This window comes from Chitinophaga sp. YIM B06452 (assembly GCF_039655965.1).
Lineage (GTDB): Bacteria > Bacteroidota > Bacteroidia > Chitinophagales > Chitinophagaceae > Chitinophaga.
This window is the reverse complement of record NZ_JAWLKY010000002.1, coordinates 1,526,403-1,549,410: the sequence shown is the minus strand read 5'-3', so window position 1 is coordinate 1,549,410 and position 23,008 is coordinate 1,526,403. Positions and strand designations below refer to the sequence as shown.

The 23,008-nt window shown below is 54.1% G+C and carries 16 protein-coding genes; 8 read left to right on the top strand and 8 right to left on the bottom strand.

What is annotated here, in order from left to right:
* Window position 1: 1 nt before the first annotated feature.
* The 3 genes from R3I13_RS16260 to R3I13_RS16250 all read right to left on the bottom strand — a co-directional run bounded on the left by R3I13_RS16260 (window position 2) and on the right by R3I13_RS16250 (window position 2,846).
* On the bottom strand, window positions 2-946 hold the full coding sequence (locus R3I13_RS16260) for a class I SAM-dependent methyltransferase (protein WP_346319007.1): 945 nt from the start codon (window positions 944-946) through the stop codon (window positions 2-4).
* A 96-nt stretch (window positions 947-1,042) separates the two neighbouring features.
* The gene (dnaJ, locus tag R3I13_RS16255) at window positions 1,043-2,203 is read right to left on the bottom strand and encodes a molecular chaperone DnaJ (protein ID WP_346319006.1); all 1,161 of its coding nucleotides are present in this window, start codon (window positions 2,201-2,203) and stop codon (window positions 1,043-1,045) included.
* A 73-nt stretch (window positions 2,204-2,276) separates the two neighbouring features.
* Window positions 2,277-2,846 (bottom strand): nucleotide exchange factor GrpE, encoded by a 570-nt coding sequence (locus R3I13_RS16250; RefSeq protein WP_346319005.1) that lies wholly within the window; start codon window positions 2,844-2,846, stop codon window positions 2,277-2,279.
* A gap of 165 nt (window positions 2,847-3,011) precedes the next feature.
* Here R3I13_RS16250 and R3I13_RS16245 point away from each other — a divergent pair, with 165 nt between their 5' ends.
* On the top strand, window positions 3,012-4,184 hold the full coding sequence (locus tag R3I13_RS16245) for a class I SAM-dependent rRNA methyltransferase (RefSeq protein WP_346319004.1): 1,173 nt from the start codon (window positions 3,012-3,014) through the stop codon (window positions 4,182-4,184).
* Window positions 4,185-4,337: 153 nt separating this feature from the next.
* Here the strand turns inward: R3I13_RS16245 and R3I13_RS16240 are convergent, their stop codons facing one another.
* The 4 genes from R3I13_RS16240 to R3I13_RS16225 all read right to left on the bottom strand — a co-directional run bounded on the left by R3I13_RS16240 (window position 4,338) and on the right by R3I13_RS16225 (window position 13,705).
* Window positions 4,338-4,688 (bottom strand): T9SS type A sorting domain-containing protein, encoded by a 351-nt coding sequence (locus R3I13_RS16240; protein WP_346319003.1) that lies wholly within the window; start codon window positions 4,686-4,688, stop codon window positions 4,338-4,340.
* Between the two features lie 214 nt (window positions 4,689-4,902).
* Window positions 4,903-5,928 (bottom strand): PorP/SprF family type IX secretion system membrane protein, encoded by a 1,026-nt coding sequence (locus R3I13_RS16235; RefSeq protein WP_346319002.1) that lies wholly within the window; start codon window positions 5,926-5,928, stop codon window positions 4,903-4,905.
* Between the two features lie 19 nt (window positions 5,929-5,947).
* On the bottom strand, window positions 5,948-8,779 hold the full coding sequence (locus R3I13_RS16230) for a PKD domain-containing protein (RefSeq protein WP_346319001.1): 2,832 nt from the start codon (window positions 8,777-8,779) through the stop codon (window positions 5,948-5,950).
* A 72-nt stretch (window positions 8,780-8,851) separates the two neighbouring features.
* Window positions 8,852-13,705, bottom strand: coding sequence for a PKD domain-containing protein (locus tag R3I13_RS16225; RefSeq protein WP_346319000.1), 4,854 nt, complete (start codon window positions 13,703-13,705; stop codon window positions 8,852-8,854).
* Window positions 13,706-13,907: 202 nt separating this feature from the next.
* Between R3I13_RS16225 and R3I13_RS16220 the strand changes: the two genes are divergently transcribed.
* Both R3I13_RS16220 and R3I13_RS16215 read left to right on the top strand, forming a co-directional pair.
* Window positions 13,908-14,513 (top strand): methyltransferase domain-containing protein, encoded by a 606-nt coding sequence (locus tag R3I13_RS16220; protein WP_346318999.1) that lies wholly within the window; start codon window positions 13,908-13,910, stop codon window positions 14,511-14,513.
* 98 nt (window positions 14,514-14,611) lie between these two features.
* Complete coding sequence (locus R3I13_RS16215) at window positions 14,612-15,286, top strand: rhodanese-like domain-containing protein (protein ID WP_346318998.1); 675 nt, start codon at window positions 14,612-14,614, stop codon at window positions 15,284-15,286.
* Window positions 15,287-15,354: 68 nt separating this feature from the next.
* On the opposite strand, the gene R3I13_RS16210 is transcribed toward R3I13_RS16215, so the two are convergent.
* Window positions 15,355-16,866, bottom strand: a complete 1,512-nt coding sequence (locus tag R3I13_RS16210; RefSeq protein WP_346318997.1) for a carboxypeptidase M32 — start codon at window positions 16,864-16,866, stop codon at window positions 15,355-15,357.
* A 33-nt stretch (window positions 16,867-16,899) separates the two neighbouring features.
* Between R3I13_RS16210 and R3I13_RS16205 the strand changes: the two genes are divergently transcribed.
* The 5 genes from R3I13_RS16205 (at window position 16,900) to R3I13_RS16185 (ending at window position 22,882) form a co-directional block, all read left to right on the top strand.
* Window positions 16,900-17,994, top strand: a complete 1,095-nt coding sequence (locus R3I13_RS16205) for a Nif3-like dinuclear metal center hexameric protein (protein ID WP_346318996.1) — start codon at window positions 16,900-16,902, stop codon at window positions 17,992-17,994.
* A 3-nt stretch (window positions 17,995-17,997) separates the two neighbouring features.
* Window positions 17,998-18,750: a C4-type zinc ribbon domain-containing protein gene (locus tag R3I13_RS16200; protein ID WP_346318995.1), complete on the top strand. Its 753-nt coding sequence runs from the start codon at window positions 17,998-18,000 to the stop codon at window positions 18,748-18,750.
* Window positions 18,751-18,889: 139 nt separating this feature from the next.
* Window positions 18,890-20,329, top strand: a complete 1,440-nt coding sequence (locus tag R3I13_RS16195; RefSeq protein ID WP_346318994.1) for a tetratricopeptide repeat protein — start codon at window positions 18,890-18,892, stop codon at window positions 20,327-20,329.
* Window positions 20,330-20,368: 39 nt separating this feature from the next.
* A complete protein-coding gene (gene recN / locus R3I13_RS16190) occupies window positions 20,369-22,021 on the top strand; it encodes a DNA repair protein RecN (protein WP_346318993.1) in 1,653 nt (550 codons plus the stop codon).
* Between the two features lie 48 nt (window positions 22,022-22,069).
* Window positions 22,070-22,882 (top strand): SDR family oxidoreductase, encoded by an 813-nt coding sequence (locus R3I13_RS16185; RefSeq protein WP_346318992.1) that lies wholly within the window; start codon window positions 22,070-22,072, stop codon window positions 22,880-22,882.
* Window positions 22,883-23,008 lie beyond the last annotated feature (126 nt).

Below are 23,008 nucleotides of genomic sequence, written 5' to 3'. Positions count from 1 at the left end.
TTTATTTGATGATGCGGAAACAATGCCTCAGCAGCTTGCCCTGGAAATCGAAAGGAACGGTTTGCGCGGTGATGTTCTTAATGGACGAAGCTTTGATGGCGGGCTCGTCCAGCTCGAACCTGCGCAGGTTGTTGCTGAAATACAGCACACCGTCTTTTTTTATGGTCAGCAGCACTTTATTGACAAGCTCCACATGATCCCGCTGGATGTCCAGGAAGTCTTTCATGCGTTTGCTGTTGGAAAAGGTGGGAGGATCCAGCACCACGAGGTCGTAGGTGTTCAGCTTCAGCTCGTCCAGGTACTGGAGCACATCTGCGTGGATATATTGATGCCTGGCCGGGTCCAGCAGGCCGTTTAGCCGCATGTTCTCTTCAGCCCAGGCCAGGTAAGTCTTTGAAAGGTCTATGCTCGTTACGGATGCGGCCCCGCCCGCCGCCGCATACACGGAAAAGGAACCCGTGTAGCAAAAGAGGTTGAGCACCTTTTTGTCTTTGGCTTCTTCGCGCACCATGTGGCGGGTGATGCGGTGGTCGAGGAAAAGACCGCTGTCCAGATAATCGCTGAGGTTCACTTTGAATTTGAGCCCGTCTTCCTGCACGATCAGCTCTTCTCTTGAAAAATCTATTTTTTCGTACTGGCTTTGCCGGTTCTGCTTTCGCTGGCGGGTGCGCAGGTACAGGTCGTCGCGCTGCACGCCCAGCACTTTGGCGACCACATCCAGGCTGCCCTGCAGCCAGGCTTCGTAAGCGTCTTCGTCCAGCTTGTGGTCACTCTGGTATTCGGCTACATATACCTTATCCTCGTACAGCTCAATGATGAGGGGGAATTCAGGCAGGTCCCTGTCGTAGAGCCGGAAGCAGGTAATACCCTGGCGCCTGGCGGTTTTACGGAGGTGCTTTTCTACTTTGCTGAGCCTGTTCTCAAACATCTGGAACTTGTCTGACATAGGTGCAAATATGGGATTTTTCGCGCGCTTATGCCAGCGCAAAAAAATCCCCGGCCTGGGTAGGGCCGGGGACCGGGAATATTTTGATCAGCTTTATCAGCTGAAGATATCTTTTACTTTTTCAAAAAATCCTTTCTCGTTTTTTTCAGGGTTCGGCTTGAAGTTGCCGGACTCCTGCATTTTTTCCAGCATGGATTTTTCTTCTGAAGTGAGCGACTGCGGCGTCCATACGTTCACATGAATAAGCTGGTCGCCTTTTTCGTAGCTGTTCACGGAAGGGAAACCTTTGCCTTTGAGGCGGAAGATCTTGCCGCTCTGCGTGCCCGCCGGTACTTTGATCTTGGCTTTCCCGTCGATGGTAGGCACTTCCAGCGATACGCCGAAAGCCGCGTCGGGAAAGGAGATGTGAAGGTCGTAGGCCACGTTCAGCCCGTCACGTTGCAGTTCCGGGTGCGGTTCTTCCTCGATGAGGATGAGCAGGTCGCCGGGTGCGCCGCCTCTTTCGCCGGCATTGCCTTTGCCGCTCATGCTCAGCTGCATGCCTTCCATTACGCCGGCCGGGATGTCAATAGACACGGTTTCTTCACCGTATTGGCGGCCTTCGCCTTTACAGGTGGTGCATTTATTGGTGATGATCTGGCCTTCCCCGTTACAGGTAGGGCAGGTGGTCACGGTCTGCATCTGGCCCAGGAAAGTTTGGGTCACTTTGCGCACCTGGCCGGAGCCCTGGCAGGTGGTACAGGTCTGGAAGGAATTGCGGTCCTTGGCGCCCAGCCCGCTGCAGGTAGTGCAGGTCACGTGTTTTTTTACCTTGATCTTTTTATTGGAGCCTTTGGCTATTTCTTCGAAGGTGAGCTTGATCTTCACGCGGAGGTTGCTGCCGCGGGTGCCGCGGTTCCTTCTCGCTCCGCCGCCCTGGGCGCGGCCGCCGCCGAAGAAGCTGCCGAAAATGTCTTCGCCGAAAATATCGCCAAAGTTGGAGAAGATATCGTCCATGTTCATATGGCCGCTGCCATAGCCGCCGCGGTTGCCCATGCCCGCATGGCCAAAGCGGTCGTACTGCGCCCGCTTATCGGGGTCGCTGAGCACTTCATAGGCTTCTGCGGCTTCTTTGAACTTTTCCTCCGCCTCTTTATTGCCGGGGTTACGGTCAGGGTGAAACTGCATCGCTACCTTGCGGTAGGATTTTTTGATCTCATCCTGGGAGGAGGATTTGGAAACTCCTAGTATTTCGTAATAATCTCTTTTGGTGGACATGTTTATACACTTGAAAAGCCCACTCCATTAAGCGGGCTGTGATAATGATTCACTGGGTATGATGCTGCGCGGGTTATTTTCCAACCACCACGCGTGCATGTCTGATGATCTTGTCGTTCAGGTAGTAACCTTTTTGCAATACGTCCAGCACTTTCCCTTTCAGTTCTTCTGTGGGGGCGGGTATTTCGGTGATGGCATCGTGCAGGTCTGCGTCAAATTCCTGGTGCAGGCTATCCATAGGCTTCAGTCCTTTGCTTTGCAGCGCGCTGTACAGCTTGTTGAATACGAGCAGTACGCCCTCTTTCACGGCGTCCACATCAGTGGCTGTTTCCAGCTGTTTGGCGGCCCTTTCGGAATCGTCCAGCACATCCAGTAAGGCGATAATTACTTCCTTGTTGGCTGTATTTATAAGCTCAATGCGCTCTTTGGCATTGCGTTTCTTGAAATTATCGAAATCCGCGTTCAGCAGCAGGTACTTTTTTTTCAGCTCCTCCAGTTCAGCCCGCAGTTTCCCCGCTTCATCCTCTTCAGGCAGGGCATCGTTCAAATGAGTAGACCCGCTCTGGTTCTCGTCTGCGTTTATGTCCATATCATTCGGCACGGTCTGCCCATTTGCCTGCATATCTTTGTCTTTTTCTGTCATGATGGTATAAATTGTCTGCAAAGGTACCACCGTCAATAATTTTGCCAAGCACTCCGGCGGGACAATTTGGCAGGAAAAACCAGGTAGTTATTATGGTAATTCATAATAACATGGCATCCATTTCTTTAGAATGATAGTTGTATTTTTGCGCACGAATTGCAATAAATGACTAAAGTTTTTTTAAAGAAGAAGATACAGAACCGCGTGCTGCTTGGGCATCCGTGGATCTTCGGGAATGAAGTGGGCCAGATCGAAGGAGAGGTGAATGCGGGCGATACGGTAGACGTATTCCTGCACAACGGCTCTTTCCTGGGCCGCGGCTACATCAATCCCCAGAGCCAGATACTGGTGCGCCTGCTCACCCGCGACCGCAAAGAAGAGATCAACGAAGGGTTTTTCCTGCACCGCCTGCAAAAAGCCTGGGATTACCGTAAAAAGATCGGTTACGTGGAAAACTGCCGCCTCGTGTTTGGCGAAGCGGATGAGCTGCCCGCCCTCATCATCGACAAATTCAATGACTACCTGGTGATCCAGACCCTCGCCCTCGGCATGGACCGCTGGAAACCCGCCATCGTGGATGCGTTGAACAAAATATTCTCCCCCAAAGGCATCTACGAGCGCAACGATGTACCCGTGCGCGAGCTGGAAGGCCTGCCCCAGCAAAAAGGTTTCCTCAGCGCCCCCTTCGATACCAATATTATCCTCAACGAAAACGGCCTCCGCTTTCATGTGGACATTGAGAACGGTCAGAAAACCGGCTATTTCCTGGATCAGCAGGACAACCGGCGGGAGATCAAGCATATCGTGAAAGGAGCCGACGTGCTGGAAGCATTCTGCTATACCGGCACCTTCAGCTGCCATGCCGGCTATTATGGCGCTAAAAGCGTGCTGGGACTGGATATTTCCGAGCATGCCGTGGCCACCGCCCGCCGCAACGCGGAGCTGAACAACCTGCAGGATATCTGTAAGTTCCAGGCCGTGAATGCTTTCGACCAGCTGAAACAATGGACCAAAGAAGAAAAGAAATTCGACGTGGTGATCCTGGACCCACCGGCCTTCACCAAAAGCCGGGAGAACATCCAGAAGGCGATCACCGGGTATAAGGAGATCAACCTGCGCGGCATGAAACTGCTGAAACCGGGCGGCTTCCTGGTCACCGCCAGCTGTACCAACCTGGTAAACCCTTCTATGTTCCTGGAAACGATCGATATGGCAGCGAAGGATGCGAGAAAGAAGCTGCGGCAGGTTACGTTCCAGACGCAGGCGCAGGACCATCCCATTCTCTGGAATATCGAGAACACGACCTACCTGAAGTTCCTGATCGTGGAAGTACAATAAAACTGATGGTATTTTCGCCCTCTTCGCGGAGGGCTATCCTTTATCTATCCCATAACTATCCTATATGGATCGTATAGGTGGAAGGATTGGGTAAAATAATATTAAAAAGGCCGCCCCGGTGAGGGACGGCCTTTGGCTTTATAAAGAATATTTTTATTTGACGACGTTGAATTTCCCCGATTCTACCAGCGTTCCGTTCTTCTCACGTAGCTGGAAAATATATAAACCGCTGTAGTAGTTGTCGAGGGGTACTTCAGTGCGGCCAGCCAGATTTTTAATGTGATCCACTTTCTTTCCAAGGAAGTTGTATACAATAATCTCGTAAACCTTATCGTTATTACGCTGGATTTCGAAATAGATCTTACTGGTCGCAGGGTTAGGATATGCCTTAACAACTTTACTCGCACCCTCCGTAGTTTCAGGAAGGGATTTGCTTTGGGACCACGCCGGGAAGGACAAGGTACAGAGCAAAATAAATAAGATGAGAGTAGAGTTTCGTAACATAGTATTCCAAAGATAATGATTTTTTTAAATATTTGCCAAATGTTTCTGAGTTTGGTTCTATTATAAAGATAACAAACGGCGAGCCAAATTGTGTGGATAAATTGTGCTTTTTTTGAAAATTTTAACGCTTGTTAACAGAACCGCCCATTTCTCCCCCGATCGTCAAAAAACAGCCTCATTCCATCCTTGAAATTAATTGGTTGCAAAGCGGAGTTTAAAAGCTGGGACACGTAACGCTGTTCAGCGTGGTGTTACGGCTGTTCAGGAAATTCTTGAAAACCATGCTTACTTCAAAGCCTCCCATGGCCTGGCTGGCCGTTCTCAGTTTTGAAACGTTCACATCATAACTCATCCCGATCTCGTAAGCGCCCATATCCAGCCTGATCACCGGCACAATAGCATCGTTCCAGCGGAAGAACAGGCCGCCGTAAAAGCCCCTGTCAGACTCCAGTCCCTGGTCCATCAGCCCGTAACCCAACAGCGCCCCGCCGATGAATTCCGAGTAGGCGCCCTGGTGCACCTGGTTGTAGTGTGCCACTACTTTCACCCTTTCCGAAACGGGAACGGTTATCCCCATGTTGAAGCTAAGTTTCGCATCCAGTTCCACCTCCGAATCGTTGTAAAAAGAAACCCTGGGATTGTTGAAATGGTAATAGGCCGCCCCGATGTAGTAGAAGGTGCCTTCATTCAGGTCGCCATTGTAGCTCATGCCCACGCCCATATCCCAATACCCGTACCCGATCTTGGCCAGCCTGCCTTCTTCGCCGGTAGGGGCAAACGGGTCGAAGCGGCCGCCGGTGTACTGGTTGTTGAAGGTCATATGCTGTGGGTCGAACTGGCGCTGGACATAGCCGCCGGTGAACCCGAGGGAAAGAAAGCTGCTCCTGTCTTCGCTCAGCGACTTGTGGTAATTGATGGCCGGCAGGATCTGCACAGAGCGCAGGTTGGAGGTGCCCGCCTTATCGTAGGTGAGCTGCATGCCTGCGGTCACGTGGTCGTTGTAGTTCCCTACCGGGAATTTCATTTCCCCGCTCAGCGTGCCCGTCTGGTAAGGGATAGTCACACTGTTCCACTGGTTGCGGTACACGCCCTGTATACGCACGTCTCCCTTGAAAAGCCCGATCAGTGCGGGGTTGCGCAGGATGGGCGTTTCCGCGAACTGGGACAAATGGATATCCTGCGCCTGCGCGCCCAATGCTCCCGTTGCCAGGAGAGCGGCGCTTAACCACAGCTTTTTCATGTTTTGCAGCATTTTCACGTTATCGTAATAAGGTTACATTTCCTTTTAATTCAAATCGTTCCCCGGAGTCGCAAAGGCCGTCGAACAGCCAGATATATACATCCGGGCTCAGCGGCCGGCCGTTCACGGTGCCGTTCCAGCCCTGGCTCATATCGTCTATATTGAAATTCTCCCTTCTGAATACTTCCTGCCCTGTGCGGCTGTAAATGCGCAGGGAATGGATGGTGCGGATGCCTTTGCCGCGCGGGTAAAAGATGTCGTTCATCCCGTCGCCGTTAGGTGAAAAACCGTTCGGGAAAAACACCACGCCCTGGTCGCAGAACAGCTTCACATTCATTACATCTGTTTTTTTGCAACCCTGGTTGTTTGTCACCTCGAAGGCATAATCTGTTGCAATGCGCGGCATGGCCACGGTTTGTGGGCAGGTCGCACAATCGATGTTCGTATTGGGCTTCCATTCACCGCTTACTACATCGGCGCTGAAAGTGGCGGTAAGATATACCACGCTGCCTACGGTCACCACCTGGTCTGGCCCGGCATTCACGGTGGGAGCGGGTTTCACGGTCACGGTCACCTGCGCCGCCGCGGAAGGGCAGGCTGCATCGTTGCCGGCGGTTACCGTATAAGTGGTAGTAGCTTCGGGCGTTACGATGGGCATGGCGGTGTTGGCGCCGCTGATGGTGTTGGGCGTCCAGCTGTAGATAGTGGCGCCTGCTGCGCGCAGCTGTGCGCTCGTGCCCTGACAGATGGCCGTATCAGGGCTCATCACGAGATTTACCGTTGGCACCACTTTGATCTGCACGGTGTCTTCTGTGGTGCAGCCGAAGTTGTTGGTGGCAATGGCTTTGTATACGGTATCGATCAGCGGTGTAGCCACGGTGTTGGCGCAATTGGTGCAGCTAAGCCGGTAAGCGGGCTGCCATTGTACGCTGCCGTTGCTTACGCCCGTGAGGCTCACGCCGGCGCCCTCGCATATTTTGGATTGGGCGGCCACAGCGTTGATGAACGGCGTAGGGTTTACGGTGATCTGCCGGCTGATGGAATCCACGCAGTTCCGTGCATCGGTCACCACCAGCTTCACGGTGTAGTTGCCGCTGGCGTTGTAAGTGGTAGCGGCGGGAACGGATTGGGTGGACTGCCCGCCGTTGCCCAGCGTCCACCGCCAGGTGGTAAGCGGTATGTTGGGCGAAGGCAGAGACATTTGCGTGAATGTAACGGGCTGGCCTTCGCAGGGATTGGCCGCCAGCACAAAGTCCGCCTGTGGCGCAATTACCTGGAGATGATCCGTTTTTACGATGGTATCGCTGCAATAAGCAGGGTCTTTGTAGTGGATGATCAGCATATCCGAAAACGTGCCGGTCACTTCCACTTTACGGCGTATATCCACGTCCGTAGTAAGCAGCGTGGTGCCGTCGCCGAAGCGCCAGTCGTAGCTTTCCACCAGCGTATGCGGCACATGTACTACGCCGTAGGGTACTTCGCTGCTGCGGCAGATGGTGCCTACGCCGGTATGGAAATCGGCGGAAAATACCTGTATGGTGTGGTAAATAGAGCTCATGCAATTCTGCGCGGCGTTCCGCACGGTCAGCCTTACGTTGTAGGTGCCGGGCTGGCTGAAAGTGTGGGTGGGATGGGCGCTGTTGTCTGCCGGCGAATTATCATCGAAATACCATTCGTAGGTATCGGTAGGCGAGCCGGCGGAAGTATTGGTAAAGTTGAAGGTATTCTTTGAATCGCAGCGGCGCAGGAAGCCGAAACTGGCCACTGGTCCGGTGCTGCTGATGGTGACGGGCGCGGCCTGGGCATAGCACCCGTTCGAGCCGGCGCTGAGTTGTATGGTCACGTTGCCGGATGTACGGAAAGTGTGGTTCACATCATTTTCCGGTCCTTCGTGCGAAGTACCGTCGCCAAAATCCCAGCGGTAGTGATTGGCGCCCGTGGCGGAAGCCAGCAGGCGGGCGCTGGTGCCGGCGCAGTTATCCGGCCGGGTCACGGAGAAGCTGACGTTTTGCGGCGCTACGCCTGCCTTTACCAGCTGCGGGAAATTTTTCAGCACAGTGCACCCTTGCCGCGTGGTAACGGACAGGCTTACGTTGTAAGCCCCCGCTGTAGTGTATACATGGGAAACATCGGGCGTGGCGGAATTGGCGCTCTGCCCGTCCCCGAAGATCCAGGAATATTGTGTAACGGGGTCGTTGTTGCTGGAAGTAACAGTCACGTCCATATTGGCGGTGAAGGGAATGCAGCCTTCCAGCTGCGGCGTGTTCAGCGTGATCACAGGCGCGGCTATCATGATGTAACCGGGTTGGATAAGGGTAGAGGCGCAACCGGTGGCGTTCACGACGGTGAGCTTTACATCAAACGTATCTACCCGTGTATATTGGTGTTGTACTACGGCGTCTGTAGTGGTAACCGGCGCGGTGCCGTCCCCGAAATCCCAGGTGCGGTGATGGCCGCCGGGCGTGTTGTCTGTAAATGTCGCGGTGTAAGGGCCGCAGCCTTTCTGGTTGTCCACGGAAAAGGCGGCTACGGGCACCGGGTAAATATCGAAGTTTCTTGTAGCGGTGGCAGTGGCCAGCGTATAATAGGCCGTCAATTTTACGGATACGGGCCCGGGCGTGGTAAATGTGATCACAGGGTTGGTTTCGGTAGACGTACGCCCGTCACCAAACTCCCAAAGATAATTGAGGGGGCTGCCGGTGCTTGTATTCTGAAAAGCAACCTTTACCGGGGCGCATTGGCTCAATGGCTCGGCTGTATAGGAAAACCCCGCCTGCTGGGCTCGCACCAGGGCAGGACAGGCCAATAGGCTGATAATCACTGCATACAGGTTTTTCTTAGGTAACTTCATTTTTCACAGATATGGGACACTATAGGTTATAAATTACACAAATCTATAATATTATTTCTATATAACCAGCGCTTATCGCAGCAGGGTTATATTTCCTTTCAGCAGCATCTGCTCATTCCCGTTACAAACCACTTCCACGTAGTAGATATACACATCGGGGTTCAGCAGCGCGCCGCCAAAACGGCCGTCCCACCCGCAGGAGGGGTCGTCGCTCTGGCAATTGTTCCTTTCAAACACCTGTTGCCCCCAGCGGGAGAAGATCCGGAAAGATTTCACCGCGCTGATACCTTTGCCGCGCACATAGAAAATATCGTTCATGCCGTCGCCGTTCGGGCTGAAAGAGTTGGGTATGAACGCTGTGCTGCCGTTGCAGAACAGCTTGATGGGCAGCAGGGCAACGGTCACGCAGCCGAAGCGGTTGGTGGCGGAGATGTTGTAGGTCACGTTGGTTAGCGGCGTTGCTTCCGGGCTGGGACAGTCATAGCAGTTCAGGAATTTTTCCGGGAACCAGCTCCAGCTGATGATGTCTTCGCTGCCGGCAATGTTCAGCACCTGCGAAGTGCCCGCGGGAATGATCCTTTCCCCGCCGGTATTCACTTCCGGTGAGGGATTAACGGTAACGGTTACACGGGTAGTGTCTGTAAAGCAGGCGTCACTGCCATAGCCCACCACCTGGTAAGTGGTCGTTTGGGCCGGGCTGGCCACAGGATTGGCCACATCACTGTCGCTGAGGCCGGTAGCGGGTATCCAGCGGTAACGTACGGCGCCGGCTGCGCTGAGCACGGTCTGCCGGCCATGGCAGATCGTGGCATTGGCGGAGCGCACTTCAAAGGGGTGGCTCACGGTAACGCGCATGGAATCGCTGCGTATGCAGCCGAAGCTGTTCACGGCTGTTACCCTGTACGTGGTATCGCGTACAGGGCTCACACGGGGTGAAGGTGATGCAGGGTCAGAGATGTTGTAATCCGTCCAGCTGAATTGGGCCGGTGAAGCGTTGGTTTGTAATTGCAGGTCGTCTCCTTCGCATACCACGGCCTGCCTTGGCGTTACGTTCAGCACGGGCAGCGGGTTCACGTTAAAGTTGACGGTGGATGTATCGGGGCAGGTGCCTTCGTTGTTGCGGATGATCAGGCTGACGGTATGGGTGCCGGGCTGGTCGAATGGCAGTCTCAGCGCGGTGGCGCCGGTGTTGAAAGGCGCATTGTCTACCACCCAGCTCCACCTTGTACCAGGCATGTTCTTATTCTCAAGGCCGTTGATGAGAGCGGTTTCTCCTTCGCAGATAGGCGTTACGGGTTGAATGAGCGCATCGGGTTTGGGAGATACTTTCACCGGCATCGTTTTCGTATCGGTGCAGCCATAGCGGCTGGTAGCAGTAAGGGTCGCGGTGTAAGCGCCTACGGCGTCATAGAGGAAGCGCGGGTTCTCGGCGCCGCTCACATCGTCTGTGCGGTTGGTCATGCCAAAATCCCAGGCATAGGTAAGCGCATCGCCATGGTTGTCTTTGGAAAGCGCGGTAGTGGTGTTATTGAACAGGATCTCGGCCTGGTCGCAGGCCTGGCTGTCGTCCAGGGTGAAAGAGACTTTTACTTCATCCACAATAACGCTGTCTCTCGGCCCCTGTGCGGGCACCTTACAACCCTGCACATCTTCCAGCACCACGCGCGGGTAATACACGCCGGCCCTGTCGTATTTGTAAGTGATGGAATTAGTGGTAGTGGTTTGAACGGTCCCATTGTCAAGATCCCAGATATATCGCACGCTGTTGGCAGATGATGCGCTGAGCGTAATGTCGTGCGGCACGCAGCCGGTAAGCGGCGAGATCGTACGTGTGCCGATGGGGCCGTCTATCCTGATCTCTTTTTCGAGAGATGCGGGACATTCACCGTCTGAATACACCTCCAGCCGGATGGTATACGTGCCCGGAAGGTTGTAGATATGCCCGGGCGATTCCAGGTCTGAACGGCTGCCGTCGCCGAAATCCCATACGGAGCGTACGAATTCTGTGCTCTGGTTGGTAAGCTGCACCAGCGCGGGCGGACAAACATTCAGTGTAGGCGGCACCGTGAAATCCGCTTTCGGATCGGGCACGGTAATATATTCGATCTTTTCTATGGAGGAAGAACAGCCTTCGTTGTCTGCAATATTCAGCTTCACGGTGTATTTGCCGGGCGCGGTATATACTTTAACGGGATGAAGGGCGGTGCTGGCGGTATTGTCCCCAAAATCCCAGGCGTAGCTGAGGTTTGCGCCGGTGGAGGTATTGCTGAACTGTATGCCGAGGTTCTGGCAGGCGATCTGCGTGGCAGTATTGAAATTTGCATTCACGGCAATCACAGTCACCGGTTTCGTGACCTCGGTGCGGCAGCCGGCCGCGTCTACGATAGACAACCGCACATCGTACGTGCCGCGGGTGCTGAAGATGTGCTGGTAATCCTGCGGCCTGGTCTGCACGGTTTCTTCCGGTGTGCCGTCGCCAAAGTTCCAGGTCCAGGAAGTGATGCTGTAACCATGCAGGGAGGTGGAGGCGTCGGTAAACAGCCGGTCTTCGTTCACACAGCGAAGCCCGCTGGCATTGAAGTTGGCGATGGCGCCATTTACCTGGATGGGCAGTACGTTGGATTCGGACATGCAGTTATTCCGGTCCGTGATCCGCAGCACCACGTTGTAGGTGCCGGGGTTGCGGTATTCTTTGGAAATGCCGTTGCCTCCGTTGGGGGAATAGGTACCGTCGCCCCAAAGCCACTCCCAGCGGTCGATATTATTTTCGTTCAGCGTGTTGCGGGAAATGGTCACGGATTCGCCTGCGCATATCTCGGATTCGTTGCTGGTGATCACGGGCTTTTCGTCTATCACTTCCAGCGTGAGGCGCATAATCGATTCGCAGTTCCCGTCGGAAACGGTGAGGGTGATTGTGTACTCGCCCGTTTGTGCGTATACGTGAGCGGGGGATTGTACGTTGGAAGTATTCCCGTCCCCGAAATCCCAGCGCCAGAAACGCGGTGTTCCCATGATCGGCCCGAAATCAGACCGGTCTACGAACTGCACGCGATAGCGGTCGGTGCACACGCGCGTGAAGGTGAAGTCTGCCACAGGCGGCAATATCCTGATGAAGTCTACTTTGGTGAGGCTCCTGCGGCAACCGTAGTTGCTCACTTCCAGGGTAACGTCGTGCAGGCCGATGCGGCGGAAAATATGGTCAGGGTTCTCCGCATTTTCTTCGCGGTTGTTGTCTTCAGGGAATATCCAGCGCCATTCGGTGCCGCGCGGTACAGACAGGTTGGTGAAATGCACCGGTTCGTCTGCGCAGGGCGCTTTGGGTGTTCCGTCAAAATCCACAACGGGTATTTCGCCGGCGCGCACAGCGCCCGTCAGCACAAGGCGGCAGCCGCCGCTGATCTCCAGTGTAACAGTGATAGTATAAATGCCTTGCCGTGTATAGGTATGCGAAGGGGTGGGCAGGTTGGAGGTGGCGCCGTCGCCAAAATCCCAGCGGTAACTTGTGATACTCCCGGCAGTGGCGAGCGTCACGTTGAAGCTGGTGGCAAGCGGTATACAGCCCTCGCGTTCGCTGATATTGAGCTGTGCCCGCGGCTCTTCCACGCGGATGTAATCCGTGATGGCCACCTGGTCTGTGCAACCCTGTGCGCTCGTCACCCGCAGCGAAACATCGTAAAAGCCAAATGCATTGTAAGTATGACTGGGATTGGCGGCCGTGCTGGTTTGCCCGTCGCCGAAGGTCCACTGGTAGCTGGCTGCGCCGATAGATTGGGAAGTGAACTGCGTGGTGAACGGCACTGCGCAACCGTTTTGCGGGTTGGCGGTAAAGCTGGCCTGCGGCGGCTCGTGCACGGTGATCGCTTTCGTAATGGTCTCCTCGCAGCCGGGCGTGCCGGATGTAAGGGTGACGTTGTATGTACCAGGTTGCGCAAAGAAGAAGGACGGGTTGGTGGCATTGGAGGTACGCCCGTCGGCCAGCGTCCAGAGGCTGGAACTGGGCGCGGGCGTGGTGGTATTGCGCAGCGTTACGTTGGATCCGGCGCAGGCCGGGCCGTCTACTGCAAAATCCGCTCTTGTTCTTTCGATGAGAATAAAAGCCGGTTTGGTGACCACGCTCCGGCAACCGAGGGTAGTTGTGGCTGTAAGCGTAACGCTATAGCGGCCTTCAGCATTGTAAGTATGTGAAGGGAATTGCGCGGTGGAAGTGTTGTTGCCTCCTGAAGCGGCGTCCCCGAAATTCCAGGCGTAGGTCAGCCCGCCGGGACCGGTGCTGCGGAAGTTGACGGTATGGGGCGTGATGCAGCTGCCGGGCGCATCCGCTGTGAAGTCCACGCGGGGCGTTTCATCCACCCTGATGACATTGGGCATGGTCACGCTCTTCCTGCAGCCAAAGCTGTTTTCCACGATGGTGGTCACGGAGAAGCTGCCGCCCACCGTGTAGGTATGCGCGGAGGTGGCGCCTTCAGCAGTATTGCCGTCCCCGAAGTCCCACACGATCCTGCTGATGGTACCCGAGCCGGGCGTGCTGTTGTCTGTAAACGATACAGCCAGCGGGGTACAGCCGGAGGTGATGGAAGGGGTGAAGGCCGGTGAAGGAACGTCGTGCACGGTGATGGTGACGGTGGCTGTCCTGGTGCCGCCCGGGTAAGTAACTGTTAATGTAACGTTATAGGTACCGGGATCGGTGAAAACCTTGCTCGCATCGCGCGTGGTGGCGTGGGCGCCAAGGCCGAAGTTCCAGTCGTAAGCTGTAGCGCCGTTATCTGAATTGTTTGTAAACGAAACAGTAAGCGGGGCGCAACCGGATGTGGCATCAGCGGTAAAACCGACATTTTGGGCATGGGCAGGCAACACAGCTGCCAGGATAGCCAGCAGTAAGCCCGGAAGAAATTTCTTCCAGTGGCTGGAGCTTAGTCGGTGGTTCATAGGTGGTTCCTGATGTAGGTGTAACGTTGCAGCATTACTGCTGCTAATAAAACTTAAAAGTAATATTTAAAAAACAATTATCTGTCTATATTAACATTATGTTTTCAATGTGTTAACTGATTTATTGCTTATTTGCCACAAATAAGGAAGTGTACCTTTTACATGATCCTCATAACGTAATCAGTACAAACAGTATATGGACATGCAAGCATTGGATAAAGCTTACTGGAACGCACGCTATGAGCGTGGGGAAACGGAGTGGGATATGGGTGCCGTATCGCCCCCGTTGAGGAATTACATTGATCAGTTACCGAACAAGAACCTGCGCATCCTGATCCCGGGCGGCGGCAACAGCTACGAAGCGCGTTATTTGTGGGATAGCGGGTTCAAAGACGTGACCGTGCTGGACATTTCTTCCGTGGCCGTGGAGCGCCTGAAACGCGAGCACCAGGGCACAGGGATCAAATTCGTGGCGGGCGATTTTTTTGAGCATGAAGCCGAATACGACCTGATCATTGAGCAGACCTTTCTTTGCGCGCTGGACCCCGCATTGCGGCAGGCTTATGCGCGGCATATGTACGACCTGCTCTGGGAAGAAGGCCGCCTGGTGGGAGTCCTCTTCAACCGGGAATTCGACCAGCCCGGCCCTCCTTTCGGCGGCGGCATCAAAGTGTACCGCCGCATGTTCGAGCCATATTTCGGTTTCAAAACATTCGCGCCCTGTTACAATTCGCACCCCGCCCGCCAGGGTAAAGAGGTGTTCATCAATTTCAGGAAGCTGGACAGCCTGGCGAAACGCCGTAATTAACGACTACTCTTGAGTTTGGCGATCTTCCCGGGAAACCGGATACCCGCGCAAATGCTTATCTTTACAAGCATTATTCTCCATTAAAAGACAAAACCAGGATGAAAAAATTGATATGGACCGCCTGCATCATGCTGGCCGCAATGGCCGCCTGGGCGCAGGATGCGGTAACGCCCGACGCTTTTGAGAAAGGCATGAAGCAACCTGGCGTGCAGGTGCTGGATGTGCGTACCGCGAAGGAATTCAATACCGGCCATTTGCCTGATGCGTTACAGGCCGATTTCACCAAAAAAGAAGAGTTCTACCGCCGCCTGCAATCCGTAGACAAAACGAAACCCGTGTACATCTACTGCCTTAGCGGCGGCCGCAGCACCGCAGCCGCAAAATGGATGCGCGAAAACGGTTATAAGAAAGTGATTGAGCTGAACGGCGGCACCATGGCCTGGAAGCAGGCAGGAAAACCGCTTGCCGGCACAGAGCGCGTAGCGCAGATGAGCGTTGAAGCGTTCGGCAAAGCAATCGCCGGTAAATGGGTGCTGGTAGACGTTGGCGCCGACTGGTGCCCGCCCTGCCGTAAAATGGAGCCCGTGGTGAAGCGGTTCATTAAAGAAAATAAAGTGAAGCGGGTGAATGTGAACGGCGGAAACGATATCGAAGTGATGAAGAAGATCAATACGGCAACGTTGCCCACTTTTGTGTTGTACAAAGATGGGAAGGAAGTGTGGCGGAAAGAAGGGATCGTGAGCCTGGAAGAATTCCAGGCAGCGATGAAATAGGTTGAAATACTTGAAGAACGGGCGCCGGCGTGCATTCGCGGTGCCCGTTCTTTTTTTATTTAAGCATACTACAGGTTATAGATCCCCCCGAATTTCTCCGTAGCATATTCAAGAAAATAACGAAAATCCAGTTTCTCCCCCGTCACTTTTTCGCATAATTCGTTGGAAGTCCAGAACCTGCCGTGGCGGTGGATATTTTCGCGCAGCCAGTGCAGCAGCTTGTCGTATACGCCGGAAGCGATGTCGTTTTCCAGCCCCGGTACCTGCTTTTTGGCGGCGGAATACAATTGCGCCGCGTAGAAGCTGCCGAGGGAATAGGTGGGGAAATAACCGAAGCTGCCGTGACTCCAGTGGATGTCCTGCAAAATGCCGTGCAGGTCGTCCGTTACGGTGACCTGTAAAAAATCCTGGTAATATTTGTTCCACACGTCGCGCAGGTCGCTGGTTTTGAGGTTGCCGGCGATCAGTTCCTTTTCGATCTCGTAACGGATCATGACGTGGAAGTGGTAGGTAAGCTCGTCCGCTTCGGTCCTGATCAGCGAGGGCTGCACGAGGTTGATGGCCCTGTAGAAATCCTGGATGGGAATGGCCAGCAGGTTGCTGCGGAACAATCCCTGGAGGTTGCCGTAATGGTGCTGCCAGAAAATGAGGCTGCGGCCTACATTGTTCTCCCAGAGCCGTGATTGCGATTCATGAATGCCGAGGCTGGCCGCTTCGCCGCAGGGCAGGCCGTATTCCTCGATGGGCAGGCCCTGCTCGTAGAGCGCGTGACCGCCTTCGTGGATGCAGCTCCAGGTCATATTGCCCAGGTCCTGCTCGTCTATGCGCGTGGTCACGCGCACATCCTGCGGGTTGAAGCTGGTGGTGAAAGGATGTTCGGACACGTCCTGCCTGCCGGCCTTAAAATCATAGCCCATGGCCTTCAGCAGTCCCAGCCCGAATTCCCATTGCTGGTCTTTGGGATAATGGCGGGAAAGGAATTTTTTCTCCGGCACGTCCTGCAACGCGATCTTTTGCAGCAGCGGCAGCAGGGAGCTGCGCACGTCACGGAAAATAGCGTCCAGCATGGCTACGTCGGCTCCTTTTTCGTATTCGTTGAGCAATGCGTCGTACGGATGGCCAGTATAGCCCAGGATGGCGGTTTCCTGCTGTTTGAGCGCTACCATTTTTTCGAGAGCGGGCTCAAACACGGCATAGTTCTTTTCCTTGCGGGCGCGTATCCAGGCGTGATAGGCGGTATTGGTGGCGTTGGAAAGCTCGGCCACGAATGCGGCCGGGTATTTCCGGTTCTTTTCATAGTCTTCCAGCGAAAGGGCTATGTTCTTTTGCTGGATGGCGGTGAGGTCGCGCCGCTGGTGGAGTTCCTGCAACAGGTTGCCCAGGGCTTCGTGGGTAAACAGCTCGTGTGCCAGGGTGCTGAGCGTGGTGAGCTGCTGGCCGCGGAAGGCGGCGCCCTTTTCCGGCAGGTAGGTTTCCTGGTCCCAGCCCAATACGGCCATGGCATTCCGTACGTCTGCTATCTGCTGCATCTTTGCTTTGTACTGTTCGTATAGCTCTGCTGAAGTTTTTTGCACTGTCATGAAAAGGGTTTTAATTTACAAATCTATTAAGATATGACCATCCGCGATATTATACAAGTCATCGAAACATTTGCACCCCTGAGCTACCAGGAGCACTACGACAATGCCGGGCTTATTTTCGGGCGGCCCGAATGGGAAGTGAAAGGTGCGCTGCTCACCCTGGATGCTACAGAAGCCGTGCTGGACGAGGCATTGGAAAAAGGCTGCAACCTGGTGATCGCCCATCACCCCATCGTTTTCGGGGGGCTTAAAAAGATCACCGGGCGCAATTACGTGGAAAGGGTGGCCATTAAAGCGATCAAGCACGACATTGCGGTTTATGCCGCTCATACCAATCTGGACAACGTGAGGGCGGGGGTGAGCGCCATGATGGCGGAACGGCTGGGCCTCACCGGCACTAAAGTGCTGGATCCCAAGCGGGAGCTGCTGCGCAAGCTGTTCACCTTCGTGCCGGCAGATAAAGCCGGAGCGCTGCGCGACGCCCTTTTTGCCGCGGGCGCGGGCCATATCGGCAAATACAGCGAATGCAGCTTTTCCCAGGAAGGCACCGGCACTTTCAAAGGCGCGGCGGATACCGATCCCTATGTGGGCAAGCCCGGCGAAAGGCATGCCGAAGGGGAAACGAAGGTGGAGGTGATCTTCCCGGCCTGGATGGAAGGGAAAGTAATAGCCGCCCTGCTCAAACATCATCCTTACGAAGAGGTGGCCTACGACATCGTAAAGCTGGAAAACAGCTACGCAGAGGTGGGTTCGGGCCTCGTAGGGCAATTGCCGGGGGAAATGGAGGAAATGGACTTCCTGCGCCTGGTAAAAGAGCGTTTCCGGACGGGTTGCGTGCGATACACCCCTCTGCGGGGCAAAAAGGTGAAGAAAGTGGCCGTTTGCGGCGGGGCAGGCAGCTTTTTGCTGAAGCAGGCCAAAGCGGCGGGGGCGGACGCTTACGTGAGCGCCGACTTCAAATACCATGAATTTTTTGATGCTGAAAATCAATTAATTATAGCGGATGTCGGACATTTTGAGAGCGAACAGTTCGCGGTAGACTTATTTTATCATATATTGACCGAAAATTTTCGTAACTTCGCGCCTCTAAAATCTACCATCAACACAAACCCGGTAAATTATTTGTAATACATGGCTACTGTTAAAGAATACAACGTTGAGGAAAAGCTGGTTTCTGTACTGCGGTTACAGAAGTACGATTCCAAGTTGGACGAAATCCAGATCCTGAAGGGTGAGTTGCCGATCGAAGTGCGGGACCTTGAGGATGAGATTGAAGGGCTGAACCACCGCCAGGCTCATATTGAAGATGAACTGAAAGGCATCCAGGATTTCGTAGCCGCCAAAAAAGCTGCCATCAAGGAAGCGGAAGCGCTGGCCAAGAAATACGAGAAGCAGCAGGATAATGTAAAGAACAGCCGTGAGTTTGAAGCCATTTCCAAAGAAGTGGAAATGCAGAACCTGGAGATCAAGCTGGCTGAGAAACATATCAAAGACGCCAACGAAGAAATAAAAGAAAAATCCCGCGCCCTGGAAGTGGCTAAAAAGGCTGTATCTGATAAAGAACTGAACCTGAAGCACAAAAAAGGCGAACTGGAAAAGATCATCGGCGAGACTGACAAAGAAGAGAAAGCATTCCAGAAACAATCTGAAGAAGCCCGCGAAAAAGTGGACGCACGCCTGCTGGCCGCTTACGAGAAGATCCGTAAGAACTACCGCAACGGCCTGGCTGTAGTAACCGTTATCCGTGATTCCTGCGGCGGTTGCTTCAACGCCATCCCCCCGCAAAGGCAGGCTGAGATCCGCCAGCGCAAAAAGATCATCGTTTGCGAACACTGCGGCCGCATCCTGGTAGACAACGACCTGGAAGCTACCGTTACTATCTGATAGTATCTAAACGGTCCCGCGGAACCTCCGCGAAAAGATATAAAGGAACTCCGCGCATGTCCATTGCGCGGAGTTCCTTATTTTTGTCCCTATGCGTTTCATTTTTCTCATAGCCTTTTTTTGCAGTATAACCGTAACCGTGAGTGCGCGGCAAAAAAAGTTCGAATTCAATGCCCGCTGCCAGGAAGCTTACGACGCCATCATGCAGCTGCGTCTTAATACCGGCAAGGCCCTTCTTGAAGAAGAAAAACGCGCCAACCCAGACAACCTTATTCCTTATTTCATCGAGAACTACGCGGATTTTTTTATCCTTTTCTTTAATGAAGACCCGGCCGTATACGCCCGCCAGCGCAAGCAGCGCGCCGCGCGGCTGGACCTGATGGAACAGGGGCCTGAAGATTCGCCCTATTACCTCTACACGCAGGCCGCCATCAAATTCCAGTGGGCCATGATCAGGGTGAAGTTTGGCGAAAAATGGGACGCCGTGTGGGAGATCCGCAAAGCCTACCTCACGCTGAAAGACAACCAGCGCAAGTTCCCGAAATTCCTGCCCAACAATATGATCGCCGGTTCCATGCAAACCGTGTTCGGCACCATTCCCGAAGGTTATAAATGGATCACCAACATCCTCGGCCTCAGGGGCAGCATCAAAGACGGCATGGCTTCGCTGCAAACCGTGATAGACAGCAACGATCCCACTGCGGCGCTCTTTAAGGAAGAATCCTATTACTATTACTGTTACCTCAAACTTTTCATAGAGAACAAACCCGAGCAGCTGTGGGCCTTCATACAACGCAAGCAGCTGGACACGAAGAACAACTACCTCTTCGCGCTGATGGTGGCCAACCTGAGCCTGAATAACCAGAAGGCTGACCAGGGCATCAGGGTGCTGGAAGAACGCAACCAAAGCCCTGAGTACGCCGAGATCTGGTACAAGGAATACGTGCTGGGCCTCATGAAGCTGGAGCGCCAGGATGACGACGCCATTGCGCACCTGGAGCGGTTCGTGAACAATTTCAAAGGGAAATTCTACGTAAAAGAAGCCCTGCAGCGCCTGAGCTGGGCGTATTACATGAAGGGAGACATGGCCGGCGCCAACCGCTACCGCAGCATGATCGCCCAGCGCGGCAACACCGAAACGGACGCAGACAAACAGGCGCAGAAAGAAGCCAAAAGCGGCAGGTGGCCGGACCCGCTGCTGCTGAAAGCCCGGCTGCTGAGCGACGGCGGATTTTACGAACAGGCGAGGCAACTGCTGCTCACCAAAAGGGCGAACGACTTCCCGACCGTTGAACTCAAACTTGAATATGCTTACCGCCTCGCGCGCATCTACGACGAAATGGGCATGGACAGCAGCGCCATCAAGCTCTACGAAGCGACCATTAAAATAGGCAGCAACCGGCCTGAATATTTCGCCGCCCGCGCGGCCCTGCAATTGGGGTATATTTATGAAAAAATGGGTGATAAGGCCAAAGCGAAACAAAGCTTCCAGACCTGCCTGGACATGGAAGGGCACGACTACAAGAATTCGCTGGACCAGCGCGCAAAATCCGGGATGCTTCGCCTGGAAGGGAAATAATTCGCAATTAATTAAGAACTTAGACCTGGAAAATCTTATATGCTATACCGCTTAGTTATTCAGAATTATGCGATCATCGACAACCTGGAGGTGGATTTCTCCCGGAACCTCAATGTGATCACCGGTGAAACAGGCGCCGGCAAATCTATCCTGCTGGGCGCGCTCAGCCTCATCCTGGGAGAGCGGGCAGACCCTTCGGTGCTGTTCGACAAAACCCGTAAATGCGTGATAGAAGGCATGTTCAAAGTGAAGCCGCAGCAAGTGCAGGCTTTTTTTGATACCCATGAGCTGGATATGGATGAAGCGCTGATCATCCGCCGGGAGATCAGCTCCGCCGGCAAAAGCCGCGCGTTTGTGAACGATACCCCGGTGAACCTTTCCCAATTGAATGAACTGAGCAGCCTCCTGGTGGACCTTCACCAGCAGTTCGACACGCTGGAGCTTGAAAAATCCGGTTTCCAGCGCGAAGTAATAGACGCGCTTGCCGGCCACCAGGAACAACTGGCCGCCTTTACCCGTCAATACCAGCAATACGCGCGCCTGCAAAAAGAGTTGAACGACCTTCGTCATCAGCGCGAAAATGCCAATAAAGAATCCGATTACAACAAGTTCCTGCTGGATGAGCTTTTAGAGATCAACCTGCAGGAAAATGAAATAGAGATGCTGGAAGCCGAGCAGCAGCTGCTGAGCCATGCCGAAGAGATCAAAGGCACGCTGAACCGTATTTATTTCCAGCTGAAAGAAGATGAAACGCCGGTACTGCAGCAATTGCGGCAGCTGCAATCGTCCCTGCAAACGCTGGCCGCTTTCCATAAAGAAGTGCCGGCCCTTGCGGAACGCATGCAAAGCTCTTACGTGGAGCTGCAGGATATTGCCGCCGAAGTGGAACGCCTCAACGACCAGGTGCAATACGACGGCGAGCGCATGGAACAACTGAACGAAAGGCTGGCGGCGGCTTACAGGCTGCAGAAGAAACACGGTGCGCAAAACACGGCGGAGCTGCTGCAGATCAGGGACAACCTGCAGCAAAGCCTGGACGGCGTATTGAACCTGGACGACCGCATCCAGGAACTGGAAGAACAAAGCGCCGGGGCATTGGCTTCACTGGATGCAACAGCCGCACAGCTGTCTGCCCGGCGCAAGGCGCAGGTAGAACCCTTCGAACAGAAGGTGAACGCCCTGCTGGCGCAGGTGGGCATGCCCAATGCACGCATCAGGGTGGATACACAGGAATGCCCCCTGCATGCTTTCGGGAAAGATAACATAGAATTCCTTTTCGACGCCAATAAGAGCAATAACTTCGGGCCTATCCGCAAAGTGGCCTCAGGCGGCGAGCTAAGCAGGCTGATGCTCTGTATCAAGAGCCTGGTGGCGCGTTCTGTGGCATTGCCCACGCTCATATTCGATGAAATAGACACCGGTATTTCAGGTGAAGCGGCCAAACAGGTGGGCGTGATCATGAAAGAGCTGGCCAGGGGCCACCAGGTGATCTGCATCACGCACCAGCCGCAGCTGGCCGGCAAGGCAGATGCGCATTATTTTGTGTACAAGCACATGGAAGATGACAAGGTGAAGACGCACGTGCGGCTGCTTTCGCAGGATGAGCGGATCACCGCCATCGCCAAAATGCTGGGTGGCGAAAAGCCAACAGCAGCAGCGATCGAGAATGCGCGGGAGATGGTTATGCAATAACATTTCAATTTTCGACTTTAACTACTAAATTTGCCCAAATTTTAATCAATGGCCCACAACTTATTACAAGGGAAGAAAGGTATCATCTTTGGCGCGCTGGACGAGAATTCCATTGCCTGGAAAACCGCAGTGCGCTGCGTAGAAGAAGGCGCGCAGATCGTGCTCACCAATGCGCCTATCGCATTGCGCATGGGTGAGATCAACAAGCTGGCCGAAGCCTGCAAAGCCCCGGTAATACCGGCTGATGCCACCAGCATGGAAGACCTGAACAACCTCTTCACCAAATCCATGGAGCATTTCGGCGGCAAGATCGATTTCGTGCTGCACTCCATTGGCATGAGCGTGAACGTAAGAAAAGGCAAACCCTATACAGACCTGGATTACGACTTCTTTCATAAAGGGCTGGACATTTCAGCGATGAGCCTCCACCGCGTGCTGCAAACCGCTTACAAGCTGGATGCGCTCAACGAATGGGGTTCCGTAGTGGCGCTCACGTATATCGCAGCGCAGCGCGTGTTCCCCGACTACAGCGATATGGCGGATGCCAAATCCATGCTGGAATCCATTTCCCGCAGCTTTGGCTACCACTATGGCGTGAAAAAGAAAGTGCGCATCAACACCATTTCACAGTCCCCCACCAGGACCACGGCGGGCAGCGGCGTGAAAGGCTTTGGCGACTTCATCAGCTACGCTGAAAAAATGAGCCCGCTGGGCAACGCTTCTGCAGACCAGTGTGCTGACTACACCGTAACGCTGTTCTCAGACTACACCCGCATGGTGACCATGCAGAACCTGTTCCACGATGGCGGTTTCTCTTACACCGGCGTATCGCAGGCAGTGATCGAATCAATGGGAGAATAAGACTGGAAAAAGGCTCAGGCCTGAAAAATAAAAACCGTCCCGGTAGTGCTTTACCAGGACGGTTTAATTTTTTCCAGCATAGGCAAACGCTGTGGGGCGAGTGATGATGGGGCGGAAGAGGCGAAG

Bases quoted from the DNA above. Each gene is read 5' to 3' on its own strand.
- R3I13_RS16260 (WP_346319007.1), bottom strand. From the start codon at position 946: ATGTCAGACAAGTTCCAGATGTTTGAGAACAGGCTCAGCAAAGTAGAA.
- dnaJ (WP_346319006.1), bottom strand. From the start codon at position 2,203: ATGTCCACCAAAAGAGATTATTACGAAATACTAGGAGTTTCCAAATCC.
- R3I13_RS16250 (WP_346319005.1), bottom strand. From the start codon at position 2,846: ATGACAGAAAAAGACAAAGATATGCAGGCAAATGGGCAGACCGTGCCG.
- R3I13_RS16245 (WP_346319004.1), top strand. From the start codon at position 3,012: ATGACTAAAGTTTTTTTAAAGAAGAAGATACAGAACCGCGTGCTGCTT.
- R3I13_RS16240 (WP_346319003.1), bottom strand. From the start codon at position 4,688: ATGTTACGAAACTCTACTCTCATCTTATTTATTTTGCTCTGTACCTTG.
- R3I13_RS16235 (WP_346319002.1), bottom strand. From the start codon at position 5,928: ATGAAAAAGCTGTGGTTAAGCGCCGCTCTCCTGGCAACGGGAGCATTG.
- R3I13_RS16230 (WP_346319001.1), bottom strand. From the start codon at position 8,779: ATGAAGTTACCTAAGAAAAACCTGTATGCAGTGATTATCAGCCTATTG.
- R3I13_RS16225 (WP_346319000.1), bottom strand. From the start codon at position 13,705: ATGAACCACCGACTAAGCTCCAGCCACTGGAAGAAATTTCTTCCGGGC.
- R3I13_RS16220 (WP_346318999.1), top strand. From the start codon at position 13,908: ATGCAAGCATTGGATAAAGCTTACTGGAACGCACGCTATGAGCGTGGG.
- R3I13_RS16215 (WP_346318998.1), top strand. From the start codon at position 14,612: ATGAAAAAATTGATATGGACCGCCTGCATCATGCTGGCCGCAATGGCC.
- R3I13_RS16210 (WP_346318997.1), bottom strand. From the start codon at position 16,866: ATGACAGTGCAAAAAACTTCAGCAGAGCTATACGAACAGTACAAAGCA.
- R3I13_RS16205 (WP_346318996.1), top strand. From the start codon at position 16,900: ATGACCATCCGCGATATTATACAAGTCATCGAAACATTTGCACCCCTG.
- R3I13_RS16200 (WP_346318995.1), top strand. From the start codon at position 17,998: ATGGCTACTGTTAAAGAATACAACGTTGAGGAAAAGCTGGTTTCTGTA.
- recN (WP_346318993.1), top strand. From the start codon at position 20,369: ATGCTATACCGCTTAGTTATTCAGAATTATGCGATCATCGACAACCTG.
- R3I13_RS16185 (WP_346318992.1), top strand. From the start codon at position 22,070: ATGGCCCACAACTTATTACAAGGGAAGAAAGGTATCATCTTTGGCGCG.